The following is a 14,037-nucleotide window of genomic DNA, read 5'->3' as shown; positions in this document are numbered from 1 at the left end:
GGGGAACTCCGGGGATCAGGTTGTCAGGGTGGAGGCGGGCGCCGGCGCCGCGCCGGGTGCCCTTGTTTCTGCCATGGCTTCGCCGGCCAGCACGCGCTGCGCGAGGCCGGTATCGATGCGCCCGGCGATGAAGTCGTCATCGGCCAGCACCTGCTGGATGAAGGGGATATTGGTCTTGACGCCCTCGATGGCGAAGGCGTCCAGCGCCGCGCGCAGCCGCGAAATGGCTTGCGCGCGATCGGCGCCGGTGGCGATCACCTTGGCCAGCATCGGGTCGTAGTAGGAGGTGACACGGCCGCCCTGGGCATAGCCGGTCTCGACGCGCACGCCCTCGCCCACCGGCGGCCGATACACCGTCAGCGGCCCGGGCGACGGCAGGAAGCGCACCGGGTCCTCGGCATAGACCCGCGCCTCGATCGCATGGCCGCGCAGCCGGAGCGGCGCAGGCAGCACCGCCTCGATCGGCTCGCCGCGCGCCAGCCGCAACTGCGCCGCGACGATGTCGATGCCGGTGACCTGCTCGGTGACCGCATGCTCGACCTGCAGGCGCGTATTGAGCTCGAGAAAGACGAAGCCGGTCGCCGGCGTGTACAGCATCTCGACGGTGCCGATCACGTCGTAGCCGAGCGCCGCCAGCAGCGTGGCCAGGCGCTTGGCCATCGCGTCGATCTCGTCGGCCGGCACGTTGGGCGCGCGCGCCTCCTCGATGACCTTCTGGTGGCGCCGCTGCACCGAGCAGTCGCGCTCGCCGAGCACGCGCACGCCGCCATAGCGGTCGGCCAGCACCTGGAACTCGATATGGCGCGGGCGCTCGATTAGCTTCTCCAGATACAGCTCGGCCTGGCCGAAGCTGCGCTGCGCGACCGAGCGCGCGCGCTGCCATGCCGCGGCCAGTTCGCTCTCGTCGCGCGCCGGCAGCATGCCGATGCCACCGCCGCCGCCGGCCGGCTTGATCAGCACCGGATAGCCGATGCGCGCGGCGGCCCTGGCGACCACGTCCGGATCGTCGGACAGCACGGCGCTGCTCGGCGTCATCGGCATGCCGTGGGTCGCCATCAGCGCGCGCGCCTCGGTCTTGTGGCCAAGCCGGCGAATCCAGCGCGACGACGGACCGATGAAACACAGGCCCGCCGCCTCGACGCGCTCGGCGAAGCCGGCGTTCTCCGACAGGAAGCCGTAGCCCGGATGCACGCCGTCGGCGCCATGCTCGCGCGCGATCCGCAGCAACGCGTCCTGGTTCAGATAGCTCTGCAGCGGCGGTGCCTCGCCCAGCCGCACGCGCACCGTGGCCTGCTGCAGGTAGGGCGCTTCGGCATCGGCGTCCGAATAGACCGCGATCGACTCGATGCCCTGCGCGTTCAGCGCGCGCAGGATGCGCGCGGCTACCGCGCCGCGGTTCGCGACCAGCACGCGGCGCAGCGGACGGATCTGCAATTTGGGGGTCATCGCGGCACCTCGCCATCGGCAACGCGCCGCACGACCACGGCGTCGACGATCACCGGGGCGGCGTCGCCGCGCGGCACGATCACCGGATTGGCATCGACCGAATCGGCTTCAAGTCCGGCTTCATGTCCGGCTTCAAGTCCGGCCTCACGTCCGGCCCCGCTGCCGGCGAACCAGTCGCCCAGCGTCACCAGCATCGCCGCGAGCCGCTCGACATCGACGGCCGGCATGCCGCGCACCGCGCCGAACGCGCGGGCGATATGCAGCCGGGCGATGGCCTCGCGCGCCTGCGCGGGGGAGAACGGCGCGGGCAGGAACTGCACGTCGTCCAGCGCCTCGACCAGCACGCCGCCCTGACCGATCATCACGACCGGCCCGTAGACCGGATCGCGATGCGCGCCGACCGCGAGTTCGAACGCCCCCTTGTGCTGACGCGCGATCAGCACGCCGCCATGCTCGACGCCCCGCTCGGCGGCCAGCTTGGCCAACCTGGCATCGAGCTCGTCGAAGGCGGCCAGCGCGCGCTCCTCGCTGTCGAGGCCCAGGCGCACCAGCCCGTACTCGGACTTGTGCGTGATCGACGCCGACACGCCCTTGGCGACCACCGGCAAACCCAGCTCCGCAACGGCGCGCCGCACCTGCTCGCGGTCGCGGCACAGGCGATGGGCGACCGCCGGCAACCCGGCCGCGGCCAGTTGTGAAAGGCTTTGTACTTCGTCGAGCGTGGTGGTGGCGAACGTAGCGGCACCGCTCGACGAAGCCGGCACTGCCGGTGATGCTGCCGATACCGCTGGCGCCGCTGATGCCGGTGATGCCGGTGATGCCGGTGATGCCGGTGATGCCGCTGATGCCACTGATGCCGGTACCGCCCCCGGCGCCGCCAGCACCGCGGCACGCGCCTGCACATAGCGCGACAGCAGCCCCAGCGCGCGCATGGCCGCGCGCTCGCTGTCAAACACCGGCACGCCATGCCGACGGAAGGCCTGCGCGACCCACTCCTGATTGGCGCTGACCACCACCGGCACGCCGCTGGCCGCGGCAAAGCGCCCGGTCTGCGCGGAGAAGTCGTCGAAGTCGTAGCCCTCGCCGCCGATCGGAAAGCCGACGTGGATCATGTCGGCGGCGCCGCGCTCGGCCACCGCGTCGAGCGTGCGGCCGAAGATCTGCGGCTGGCCCAGCAGCGCGGTGGTCATGTCGATCGGATTGCGCGCGCTGACGTAGCTGGGCAGCACGGCGCGCAGTGCCTCGGTGCCGGCCGCGTCGAACTCGACCAGGCGCAGCCCTTCGTCCTCGGCGGCATCGGCCGCCAGCACGCAGGTCGCCCCCGAATTGCTGATCGCCACCACGCCATCGCCGCGCGGGCGCTGGCCGCCGACGAAGACGTGGCAATACTCGGCCAGCTCGCGGAAGTCGGCCACGCGGACGATGCCATGCCGGCGCAGGAAGGCATCGGCCAGCGCGTCCTCGCCGGCCAGTGCGCCCGTGTGCGAGCTGGCCGTCAACTGGCCGGCGCGCGTGCGGCCCGCCTTGACCGCGAGGATCGGCACGTCGCGCTCGTGCGCCAGCCGCGCGGCCTGCGCCAGCACCTGCGGATCGCGCAGCGACTCGATATACAGCAGCACCACGCGCACCTGCTCGTCATGCAGCACCGCGCGCACGACCTCGGCGGCGCTGACGTCGGCCTCGTTGCCGGTGGCGACCATATAGCGCACGCCGATGCCCCTGCGGCGCAGCCCGCCATAGACGATCGCCGAGCCCGCGCCGCTCTGGCTGACGATGGCGACCGGACCGTCCTGGCCCGCCTCCTCGTTGATCATCGTCGAGAAATGCGCGATCGCGCCGCTGGCGAAGTTGGCGAGGCCCTGCGTGTTCGGACCGAACAGCCGCAGGCCGCCGGCACGCGCGCGCTCGACCAGCCGCCGCTGCTGCGCCGCGCCGGCCTCGCCCAGTTCGGCGAAGCCGGAGGAATAGATCACCGCGCCGCGCGCGCCGATCGCGAGGCAGCGCTCGATCGCCTGCTCGACCTCGGCGCCCGGCACGCTGATCACGACCAGATCGGGCGCGGCCGGCAAGGCGTCGAGCGACGGATAGGCGGGCAGGCCCTGGATCGTCGCGCGATTCGGATTGACCGGATAGATCGCGCCGGCAAAGCCGTGCCGGCGCATGTAGTCGATCGGCCGGCCGCCGGCCTTGACCGTGTTGTCGGAGGCGCCGAGCACGGCGACAGAGCGCGGCGACAGCAGCGACAGCAGCGCGCTGCCGTCGTCGGCCGGCGCCGCCGGATTGGCATGAAGATTGGTCATCGCGTCATTCCACCTTGACCTTCGCTTCGCTGGCCACGCGCTTCCACTTGGCGAGTTCTGCCTGCACGAAGCCGCCGAACTGCTCGGCCGACATCGTGCCCGGCGTGGTGGCCGACTGCGCGAGGCTCGCCTTCGAGTCCGGCGCGTTCATGCTCTTGACCGCCTCGCGGTTGAGCCGGTCGACGATCGGCTTGGGCAGGTTGGCGGGGCCATAGAAGCCGATCCAGGTGGTGGCCTCGTAGCCGGCCACGCCCTGCTCGGCGATGGTCGGCACATTCGGCAGCGCATCGCTGCGCTTGGCCGAGGTCATGCCGATCGCCTTGACCTTGCCGTCCTTGACGTACGGCGCCATCGTCATCGCATCGTGGAACAGCGCCGGGATCTGGCCGCCCAGCAGGTCCGCCATCGCGGGCGTGGCGCCCTTGTAGGGGATATGGACCATCGGCGCCTTGGTCATCAGCTTCAGCAGCTCGCCCGACATGTGGGTCGCGCCGCCGATGCTCGACGAACCGAACGACAGCCCCTCCTTCTGCTTCTTCGCATAGGCGAGGAATTCGGGCAGCGTCGAAACCGGGATGTTGTTGTTGACGACCAGCACGTTGGGCGTGGTGGCCAGCAGCGCGATCGGCGTGAAGTCCTTCGCCGCGTCGTACGGCAGCGAGCCGCGCACCGCGGGGTTGATCACGTGGTGCGTCGCGGAGACCAGCAGCGTGTAGCCGTCGGGCTTGGCGCGCGCGACCATCTCGGTGCCGATCTGCCCGCTGGCGCCGGCGCGGTTCTCGACCACGACCGGCTGCTTCAGGTCGACGGCCATGTCCTTGGCAATGCGGCGCGCCAGCAGGTCGGTCATGCCGCCGGCCGGAAACGGCACGATGATGGTGACCGGCTTGCTCGGCCAGTTTTCCTGCGCGGCGGCGGTGCGGGGCGCGATGGCCGCGACGGCGGAGAGGGCGCCAAGGGCGGCCAGCGCCAGCGTGGTGCGCCGCAGGGGGCGGTGGTTTCGAATCATGGTGGTCTCCTTGATGTTGGTTGTCGTTGTTGTCGTTGTGGTTGTGGTCGGCGCTGTCGTCGGCGTTGCGGTTGCCGCCGTCCTTGCCGCTCCCGCGCGGCAGCCGTGCCTCATGGCCGGATGCCGAACTTGCGCACGCCCGCTTCGCGCAGCGGCGCGGCGAGGTTGGCGAACTCGCACAGCAGCGCCCGCGTATCGCGCGGATCGATGATGTCCTCGATGACGAAGGCCTCCGCGCTGCGGAACGGCGAGGTCAGGCTGCGCACCCGCTGCTCGATCTCGGCGCGCTTCTGCACCGGATCGTCGGCGCCCTCGATCTCGGCCTTGTAGGCGACCTCGAGCCCGCCCTCGATCGGCAGCGAACCCCAGTTGCCCGACGGCCAGGCATAGCGGAAGTTGAAGCGGCCCATATGCTGGTGCGCGGCAGCCGCGACGCCGTAGGCGCGCCGCAGGATCACCGAGCACCAGGGCACCGTGGCCTGGTAGACGGCCGACAGCGCGCGCACGCCGTAGCGCATGGTTCCCGCCTTCTCGGCCTCCAGGCCGATCTGGAAGCCGGCGATGTCGACCAGGTTGATCACCGGCAGATGGAAGGCCTCCGCCATGTCGACGAAGCGCGTGAATTTCTCCGCGGTCGCGCTGTCCCAGCCGCCGCCGTAGTAGTACGGATCGCTGGCCACCACCGCGACCGGCCAGCCGTCGACGCGCGCCAGGCCGGTGACGATGGCCCGGCCCCAATGCCGGCCGATCTCGAAGAAGGAGCCCGAGTCGACCAGCGTCTGCACGATCGGGCGGATCTTGTAGACCGCGCGGCCGTCGCGCGGGATCGCCGACAGCAGCCAGTCGTCGCGGCGCGCCGGATCGTCGGTCGGCTCGGCGCGCGGCGGCAGCTCGAACACCGAGGTCGGCAGATACGACAGGAACTGGCGGGCGCGCGCAAAGGCTTCCTCTTCGCTGGCGACCTCGTCGTCGACCACGCCGTTGCGCGTGTGGATATGGCTGCCGCCCAGCTCGTTCTTGGTCAGATGCTGGCCGATGCGCGCCACCACCGGCGGGCCGGCGTTGAACAGCTGCGAGGTCTCCTTGACCATCAGCGAGTAGTGGCTGGCCGCGACGCGCGCCGCGCCCATGCCGGCCACCGAGCCCAGCGCCAGCGACACCACCGGTACCAGCGACATGTTCTCGACCACGTGCTGCCACACCTTCATGGTCGGGATCAGCGTATGGCCCTTGGTCTCGATATTGCGCACCGAGCCGCCGCCGCCGGTGCCGTCGACCAGCCGCACCATCGGCAGCCGCAGGTCGCGCGCCATCTTCTCGGCGTGAACGAGCTTGTCGCCGACCGCGCCGTCGTTGGCGCCGCCGCGCACGGTGAAGTCGTCGCCGACCAGCACCACCGGGCGGCCGTCGACGCGGGCGCGCCCCATCACCAGATTGGCCGGCGTGAAGCCGACCAGCCGTCCATTGCTGTCGTACTGGCCGCTGCCGGTCAGGCTGCCGACCTCATGGAAGGAGCCCGGGTCGGCCAGCGCATCGATGCGCTCGCGCACCGTCAGCTTGCCGGCGTCCTTGTGCCGCTGGACCTTGTCCGGCCCGCCCAGTTGGGCCGCCAGCTGGCGGCGGTAGGCCAGTTCATCGATTTCGGGTTGCCACGACACGCGTTGTCTCCTGTTGCTGGTTTGCTGTTGGGGAGACCCAGCGCAGCAACCGTGCCAGCTCGCGTGCCTGCTGCAAGCCGTTGATTGGCTTGAGGAAAACCTTGCGCGCGAAATCCGCGGCTGTTAGGGTGTCCGCCATAACGACATATCAGGACACGGCAGTGTCCGCATCGGAGACAGGCTTTGTCGTCATTGAAGACACAGGCGGAGACATCGGCGATCGCTGAAAACGCCTCGAACGCCCCGAACGCGCCCGACGCCCCGGACGCCCTCGGCGCGCTGGTCATCGACCGCGACGGGCAGGTGCTGGCAACAACCGGGATCGCCAGCGACGACGCGCTCGCCCGCGCCGCGGCAGCGGCGTTGGCAGAGCTGACCGCCGCCGAGATCACGGCGGCCGATAGTCCGGCCCCCGGCGCACCCGCCCGCGAGGACGGCGGCATTCGCCCCCACCTGTTCGAGGTGACGGCGCCCGGCGCCGAAGCCACGCGTCATATCGCACTGGCGCTGGACGACGGCACCACGACGCTGGTGCTGCTGCACCGGCCCGGCGCCGCCACCGCGCTGTTCGATTTCCTCGGCGCCGTGCCGTTTGCCGGCGCCATCCTCGAGCACTTCATCACCAATCCGTACCAGGCGATTACCGTGGCGGACCGCGACGGCCGCATGCGCTATATCAGCCCGGTGCACGAGCGCTTTCTGGGGCTGCGCACAGGCGAGGGCATCGGCCAGCCGGCCGAGCGCGTGATTCCGAACTCGCGGCTGCCGCAGGTCGCGGCCAGCGGCAAGGCCGAGATCGGCCAGCTGCAGCGGATGAACGGCGTCACGCGCGTGGTCAACCGCATTCCGATCGTGCAGCACGGCGAAGTGGTCGGCGCGATCGGCCAGGTCCTGTTCAAGGAGCCCGAGGCGATCGCGCGGATGCACAAGGAAGTCAGCGAATTGCGCTCGCAGGTCGCGCACTACCGGCGCGCGCTGGACGACCTGCGCGGCGGCCCCGGCCGGCTGATCGGCGACAGCGCGCCGATGCAGCGGCTGCGACGCGAGATCGAGACGGTCGCGCGGCTCGACGTGCCGGTGCTGATCCTCGGCGAGAGCGGCACCGGCAAGGAGCTCGTCGCACGCGCGATCCACGAGGCGAGCCAGCGCGACGGCCGCGAAACACGCGACGGCAAGCCGCTGGTCAGCCTGAACCTGGCCGCGTTGCCGGCCACGCTGATCGAATCCGAACTGTTCGGCCATGCCCCCGGCGCCTTTACCGGCAGCCGCCGCCAGGGCCAGGCCGGCAAGCTCGAGCAGGCGGCCGGCGGCACGCTGTTTCTCGACGAGGTGGCGGACATTCCGATGGAGATGCAGGTCAAGCTGCTGCGCGTGCTGGAGGACCACCTGGTCGAGCGCATCGGCAGCCGCCAGGCGCGCCGCATCGACTTCCGGCTGGTGGCGGCGACCAACCGTGATATCCAGGCGCTGATCGACGCCGGCCGCTTTCGCCTGGACCTGTACTACCGCCTCAGCGGCGTGGTACTGCGCATCCCGGCGCTGCGCCAGCGCCGCGAGGACATCCCCGCGCTGCTGCAGCACTTCGTGCAGGCCTTCTGCGCGCGCAACAACGTGCCGGTGCCCACCATCGACGGCGCGGTCCCCCGCCACCTGGCCGAACGGCCGTGGCCGGGCAACATCCGCCAGCTACGGCAGAAGATCGAAGAAGCGCTGGTGTTCTGCGACGGCGGCCGCCTGCGCGTGGCCGACTTCGCCCGCGGCGACGAGAGCGCGGCGGCGTCAGCGGCCTTGGCCACCGATGCAGCGCCGCACCCGCTGGCGAGAAGCTATGCCGAACACGAGTGGGAAGACGACCCGCGCGGCGAGACCCCGGCGCCCGTTTCGAGTCCCCCTGCCTCCCGCCCCTCCGCCCTGCGGGAACTGGCCTACGAAGCCGCACTCAAGGCCATCGCCGAACATGGCGGCAACAAGAAGCGCGCCGCGCACGCGCTGGGGATTTCGCGCTCGCATCTGTACACGCTGCTGGCGCGGGGGGCGGGGGGCGGAAGCGACCGTTAGCGCGCCAGGCCCGAGGTCATCGGCCGGTCCTGCGCCGATTCACCGTCCGTGCGCCGCGAGTCCCGCCTCCAGCAATTCCAGCTGCCTCGCAAACTCGGCGGGGCGCCGCTCGCGGAACGTTTCCAGATTGCCGAGTTTCCATCGCAGTGCCGGCAGCTGCGCGACATGCGCGCATTGAAGCAGCGACCAATCAGGCGTGGCCCGGGACAGTCCTGCCAAGAATTGCTTGTGCCGCTCGCTGAGCCGCCTTGGCAGTTCTTCCTTCAGCCGCATGCGCGTATCGAGCAGTGTCTTCAACGAACACTCGACCTCCGTCATGCCGACAAAGGCGCGGTCATACTCGGCTGCAATGTCCTTGTCGTTGCCGAACAGCACCTCGTGGACAGGGCGATTGTGGCCGGCGAGATAGATCACGAAGCATTCCACCATGCCGTCCGAGATCCCTCCCGATTCGTACAGTTGCCATACGTCGAACAGGTCGCGGGGATGCTGCCGGTCCAGCGCAGCCACCAGCTTGCCGGCGTACAGCTCGTCGGGAGCGAGAACCGGCACGTCGAATTCGACGCCGAACAGATCGGCGGTCCTCGTGCTCAACACTCGCCGCTCGACCGGCAGCACGGTGCCACGAAATACCAGATTGACCTCGACCTTCACCTGGGCAACGTCGTTGCCGACGATCAACTTGGTCTCGCGCTGATCGCGTGCGCCGATCAGCCTTGTGCGCAGGCGGAGCGCCGCGGCGCGTTGCGCGATGGCGGTGAGCTCGAGTTGGATGGCGCGTATTGCGTCCTCTCTCGGCACGTCGCGCGGAAGGTAAACCACGTCGATGTCCACGGAGAGGCGAGGCATGTCGCGAACGAACAGGTTGATTGCGGTGCCACCTTTCATGGCGAACAGATCGCCGGAAAAAACGATGGGCGCAACGGCAAGCAGGAGGCGGACGGTATCGGCGTAGGCGTTATCCATGGGGCTTCAGGCTGAGCAACGTGCCGTCGTCGAGACGGCCGATCCATCGCTTGTTGCTGCCTGAGCGCACCGGGTACTGTGCCAGCAGGGCATCGACATCGACCAGTTCGGTCTCTCGAGCCCACGTCAGAAAAAGCCGAACGGCCTTGACGCTGGTACAGCACGATAGCAATTGTCCGAGCAGGTCCTTGCGAGGGGAACGTAAAACGTCGAAGACGTTACGCGCCTCCTCCAGACTTTGCTTAACACCGGCTTCGTAAAGCATCTCAAGTGCCGCACGCTCCGGGGCGGCGACGCGCACGCCCTCCGACATGCCGGGCGGCGTTACCACTGTTCGCTCCGCCAGCCCCGCATCTGGCCAGTCGAACAAACGGGCATGCACATAGCGCGCCGGATGCCGTTCCGTGAACCAGCCCGGAAGCGCAAAACGAGTGTCGCCCCAAAGCACCAGGGTTTCGCGGCTGCCGAGGTTGTGTCGCATCCCCTGCCAGGCGAGCGCCGTCCTGCCACCGGCATGAAAGCCGGGCACCTGCTTCTGCAGGAAGCGAAGGGCGCCTTCGATGCCGAAGTCGTCGTTGGGAAAGGCGTAGACGCCTTGGGCGAGACGAACCAGCCAGCCGCCGTCCGCATATCGCGCGGCAAGCTGCGGCGACACGCCGAATTGGCGCAGCGTCGCGAGGTCGAATGGCGCCCCGCGGTGCAGGCCGGTCTGCAGGCGTTTGATTATCTGGTAGCGGGAAACTTCAACCATGGTTGAAGAATAGCACCACATCTAATCAAGGAAGGCGCAAGAGGATTGGATTCCGCTCCGTCCGTCGTCTCTTGGTTTATTTTTACCGCAGGATCTAATCAACCGGCGTAGGCGACAGCGCTTTCCGGGCGATGGAATCGCCCGGAATACAACGCCGGTCCTGCCCTTAGTCCGCCTCCCCAAACGCCGCCATCAGCCGCGCCACCGCCGCCGGCACGTCGGCGGCCTCGGTGATCGCGCGCACCACGGCCGCGCTGCCGACGCCGGCTTCCAGTACTTGCGGCAAATTGCTCGCGTCGACGCCGCCGATGCCGACCAGCGCCGGTACCTGCTCACGCATCAGGCGGGCATAGGCATAGAAGCGTCCCAGCCCTTGCGGCTGGGTCGGCATCACCTTGGTGGTGGTCGGAAAGATGGCGCCGAGCGCCAGGTAGCTGGGGCGCAGCGGCGCGACGCGCAGCATCTCGGCGTAGCCGTGCGTCGAAACGCCGAGCCGCAGGCCGGAGGCGCGCAGCGCGTCGAGGTCGGCTTCGTCCAGGTCTTCCTGGCCGAGGTGGATGCCGTAGATGCCGCTGCCCGCGCTGTCGTTGCCGTGCGCGGCGTGGTAGTCCAGCGCGGCGCGCCAATGGTCGTTGATGAAGAGCCGGCTGCGGCTGCCGCGCGCGGCCAGCGCCGAGCGGGCGATCTGCTCGCGCACCGCGGCCGCGTCGTCGGACTTGAAGCGCAGCTGCACGGTCGGGACGCCGAGCGGCACCAGCCGTTCGATCCAGTCGGCGGTCGGCACCACGGCGTAGAGGCCCAGGCGCGCCGGGCATGGCACGAACGGTTCGGCCGACTGCTCCGGCGCAACCAGCGCGGCGTGCCGCACGCGCGGGAAGCGGGAAAACTCGGCGGGCCAGTCGAGCGTGCCGGGCTGCCAGGCGCGCGCCAGGCACAGCGCATCGTGCGCGGGGAAATGCAGCGCCAGCGTGGCCAGCAGCGTCGCGACGAAAGCGGGCGATTGCGCGGCATCGTCGTTGGCATCGGCCTGCGTGGCGAACACCCAGGTCCCCATCGGCGAGCGCACCGTGTCGATCCACTGGCCGCCCTCGCGCTCGGTCTGGATCAGCATCGCGCCGCGCGCGGCGACCCGGTCGATCGTCGCGGCATCGACCTCGCCGTCGGCCAGCAGCAGGTCGGCCTGGCCCAGCGGCTCGGCGGCATCGGCCGTCAGCGCGTCCTGCAATCGCCAGGCGCGCCAGCCGCGGTCGGCCACGCCGAAGGTCTCGCCATGGCGCGCCACCAGCGCGGATTGCAGCGCCGTATCGACCGGCATCGGCGTCGGTTGGCGTGTCATGCGTGCTCCTGTGCGTGCCAGAACGGCATGCCGACCACCGGCGTGCTGGCCTGCGCGATCTCGCGCTCGGGCATCGGTCCGGCCAGATAGGCCAGGCGCCCCGCCTCGACCGCCCGTGCGAAGGCACGCGCCATCTCGATCGGATACGCGGCCTGGGCCACGGCGGTGTTGAGCAGCACGCCGTCGTAGCCCCATTCGAGCACCTGCGCCGCATGCGAGGGCAGACCCAGGCCCGCGTCGACGATCAGCGGCGTGTCAGGCAGGCGATCGCGCAGCACCCGCATCGCGTGCGGATTGACAGCGCCCTTGCCGGTGCCGATCGGCGCGGCCCACGGCATCAGCGCCTGGCAGCCGGCGTCGAGCAGGCGGCGGCACAGCACCAGATCCTCGGTGCAATAAGGCAGCACCTTGAAGCCTTCCTTGATCAGCGTCTCGGCCACGGCCGGCAGGTTCAGCGTGTCGGGCTGCAGCGTGTAGTCGTCGCCGACCAGCTCCAGCTTGATCCAGTCGGTCTCGAACACCTCGCGCGCCATCATCGCGGTGGTGATCGCCTCCTGCGCCGCCATGCAGCCGGCGGTATTGGGCAGCACCGGCACCTGCATCGACTTGAGCATCTGCCAGAAGGCCTGGCCGCCCTCGCCGTCGCCGACCGCGCCCTGGCGGCGCAGCGCGACCGTCAGCATGGCCGGCCGTGCAGCCTCGACCGCCGATTGCAGCGTCGCCGGCGACGGATAGCGCGCCGTGCCGAGCAGCAGGCGCGAGGAAAACGATTCGCCGTAGAGCACGAAGGGATCGCGCACGGCATCCTGGGTGGGGAAGGTCATGGGATCAGCCTCCGGTAACGGGTTGCACGAGATCGATGCGGTCGCCGGCGGACAGCGGCGTATCCGCATGGGCGGCGCGCGGCACGAAGCGGCCGTTGAGCGCGGCGGCGAACGGTGGCGGGATCTGCGCCGCGGCCACCGCGTCGGCGAGCGTGGCCGGCGCGTTCAGCGCAAGCGGCTTGCCATTGAGCAGGATTTCCATGGTGTTCAGCGCGTGTGTCATCGGTTGGGACGAGCTTGGCCGGGCGACGCTCGCAGGCGAAAGCCGTGCGCGGTTGCGTCGGATTCGGCGGCGCGGGATGGCGTCGCGCGGCAGCGCGTCAACGCTGGCATCGATGCGGCCATCAACGCAGGCCTCGGTGTGGGCATCGTTGCGGCCATCAATGCAGCACCGCATTGCCATGCACGGGCGCGATCATGCCGGGCCAGCGGGCCGAAGCCGGCACCGCATGGGCGGCGGGATCGCCGTCGGCCAGCGCGCGCACGACCTCGCAGGCCGCCTCCACAACAGCCGGCGCGATCAGGAAGCCGTGCCGGTACAGGCCATTGAGGCGCACCACGCGCGCCTGCTCGTCGACCCGTACCGCCGGCAGATGATCGGGACGCGTGGGCCGGCGCTGCACGTTCAGCTCCAGCACGCGCGCCTCGCCGAAGGCCGGATGCAGCGAATACGCAGCCGACAACAGCTCCAGTGCGGAGCGCACGCTCATCGGCGAGTCGTCCTCGCTTTCCAGTTCGGTGGCGCCGATCACGTACAGGTGGTTCGGCTTGGGCGCGATATAGATCGGATAGCGCGGATGCAGCAGCCGTACCGGCCGGTGCAGCGAGACCTCGGGCGCGAACACCCGTACCACCTCGCCGCGCAGGCCGCGCAGGCCCGGCATCCCGCCCCCGCCGCCTCCAATAGCGCCCTCGGCGGGCCACGCGGCACGCGCGCCCAGGCCGCGGCAATCGAGCACCACGCGCGCGTCGATGCCAAGCCGCGGCAGGTCGCGCTCGTCGATCTCGCCCGCTTCCCAGACGCAATGCACGCCGGCGGAGACCGCGCAGGCCAGCAGCGCGCGCAGCGTGCCGCGGTTGTCCAGCTGGCCCTCGCCCTCGAGCAGCAGCCCTTGCTGGAAGCGCCCGGCCAGCGCCGGTTCGAGCGACGCGATGCCGGCCGCGTCGAGCCGGCGCAGCCGTTCGGCCACCAGTTCCGGCGGCGACACGGCGCGAATCCGGCTGGTAAACAGCGGCATCTCGCCGCGGTCGTGGGCGTGCCAGACCACCAGCGTGCCGTCCTGCTGGAAGAAGACCGGGTCGACCGCGGTGGGCTCGTCCGCCTGTTCGGCGTTCAATTCGGCCACCCATGCGCGCCACAGGTCCACGCTGGCGATGCCCAGCTCGACGATGCGGCGCTCGCTGATGGCCGATTCGGCCAGCGGCGCCAGCATCGCGGCGGCGACATGGGCGGCCGCGCCCGCGCCGTCGGGACCGGCGCGTTCGACCAGGGCCACGCGCAGGCCACCGCGGACCAGGCGCCAGGCGGCCAGGCGTCCGGCCAGGCCGGCGCCGAGAATAGCGACGTCAAACTGCTGTTTCATGGGGTGTATTGTGCCAGCCCGGCCATGGGGAGCCGGGGAACGTCAGGGCGGAGCGGGAAACGGCCGTCGCCCCGCGCGCGCGGAGCCCAGCGCCCCTGCCCCTCGT

11 protein-coding genes are annotated in these 14,037 nt (G+C 70.2%); 1 reads left to right on the top strand and 10 read right to left on the bottom strand.

All coding sequences use genetic code 11. From position 1 onward, the window contains the following. Window positions 1-15: 15 nt before the first annotated feature. The 4 genes from F1599_RS08600 to F1599_RS08585 form a co-directional block, all read right to left on the bottom strand. A complete protein-coding gene (locus tag F1599_RS08600) occupies window positions 16-1,446 on the bottom strand; it encodes an acetyl-CoA carboxylase biotin carboxylase subunit (RefSeq protein WP_150082761.1) in 1,431 nt (476 codons plus the stop codon). Further along, the gene (locus F1599_RS08595; RefSeq protein ID WP_150082760.1) at window positions 1,443-3,746 is read right to left on the bottom strand and encodes an acetate--CoA ligase family protein; all 2,304 of its coding nucleotides are present in this window, start codon (window positions 3,744-3,746) and stop codon (window positions 1,443-1,445) included. Before F1599_RS08595 ends, F1599_RS08600 begins: the two co-directional genes overlap by 4 nt. Before the next feature lie 4 nt (window positions 3,747-3,750). After that, window positions 3,751-4,755, bottom strand: coding sequence for a tripartite tricarboxylate transporter substrate binding protein (locus F1599_RS08590; protein ID WP_150082759.1), 1,005 nt, complete (start codon window positions 4,753-4,755; stop codon window positions 3,751-3,753). A 110-nt stretch (window positions 4,756-4,865) separates the two neighbouring features. After that, on the bottom strand, window positions 4,866-6,413 hold the full coding sequence (locus F1599_RS08585) for an acyl-CoA carboxylase subunit beta (protein WP_150082758.1): 1,548 nt from the start codon (window positions 6,411-6,413) through the stop codon (window positions 4,866-4,868). Window positions 6,414-6,692: 279 nt separating this feature from the next. Between F1599_RS08585 and F1599_RS08580 the strand changes: the two genes are divergently transcribed. Next, window positions 6,693-8,471 (top strand): sigma-54 interaction domain-containing protein, encoded by a 1,779-nt coding sequence (locus F1599_RS08580; protein ID WP_395895152.1) that lies wholly within the window; start codon window positions 6,693-6,695, stop codon window positions 8,469-8,471. Between the two features lie 39 nt (window positions 8,472-8,510). Here F1599_RS08580 and F1599_RS08575 read toward each other — a convergent pair whose 3' ends face one another. From F1599_RS08575 to F1599_RS08550, 6 genes are all read right to left on the bottom strand, one after another. Beyond that, a complete protein-coding gene (locus F1599_RS08575; RefSeq protein ID WP_150082757.1) occupies window positions 8,511-9,437 on the bottom strand; it encodes a nucleotidyl transferase AbiEii/AbiGii toxin family protein in 927 nt (308 codons plus the stop codon). Next, the gene (locus tag F1599_RS08570; protein ID WP_149317236.1) at window positions 9,430-10,188 is read right to left on the bottom strand and encodes a type IV toxin-antitoxin system AbiEi family antitoxin domain-containing protein; all 759 of its coding nucleotides are present in this window, start codon (window positions 10,186-10,188) and stop codon (window positions 9,430-9,432) included. The genes F1599_RS08575 and F1599_RS08570 overlap by 8 nt, the downstream gene beginning before the upstream one ends. 166 nt (window positions 10,189-10,354) lie before the next feature. Continuing rightward, window positions 10,355-11,524 carry a thiamine phosphate synthase gene (locus F1599_RS08565; protein ID WP_150082756.1) on the bottom strand — a complete coding sequence of 390 codons (1,170 nt, stop codon included), beginning with the start codon at window positions 11,522-11,524 and terminating at the stop codon, window positions 10,355-10,357. Then, window positions 11,521-12,348, bottom strand: a complete 828-nt coding sequence (locus F1599_RS08560; protein WP_149317238.1) for a thiazole synthase — start codon at window positions 12,346-12,348, stop codon at window positions 11,521-11,523. The genes F1599_RS08565 and F1599_RS08560 overlap by 4 nt, the downstream gene beginning before the upstream one ends. A 4-nt stretch (window positions 12,349-12,352) precedes the next feature. Further along, window positions 12,353-12,550: a sulfur carrier protein ThiS gene (gene thiS, locus F1599_RS08555; RefSeq protein ID WP_006579970.1), complete on the bottom strand. Its 198-nt coding sequence runs from the start codon at window positions 12,548-12,550 to the stop codon at window positions 12,353-12,355. 178 nt (window positions 12,551-12,728) lie between these two features. Next, window positions 12,729-13,931: an FAD-dependent oxidoreductase gene (locus F1599_RS08550; RefSeq protein ID WP_149317239.1), complete on the bottom strand. Its 1,203-nt coding sequence runs from the start codon at window positions 13,929-13,931 to the stop codon at window positions 12,729-12,731. Window positions 13,932-14,037: the final 106 nt, after the last annotated feature.

It is taken from the genome of Cupriavidus cauae (assembly GCF_008632125.1).
In the GTDB taxonomy this organism is placed as follows: domain Bacteria; phylum Pseudomonadota; class Gammaproteobacteria; order Burkholderiales; family Burkholderiaceae; genus Cupriavidus; species Cupriavidus cauae.
This window is presented reverse-complemented; position numbering and strand designations above follow the sequence as displayed.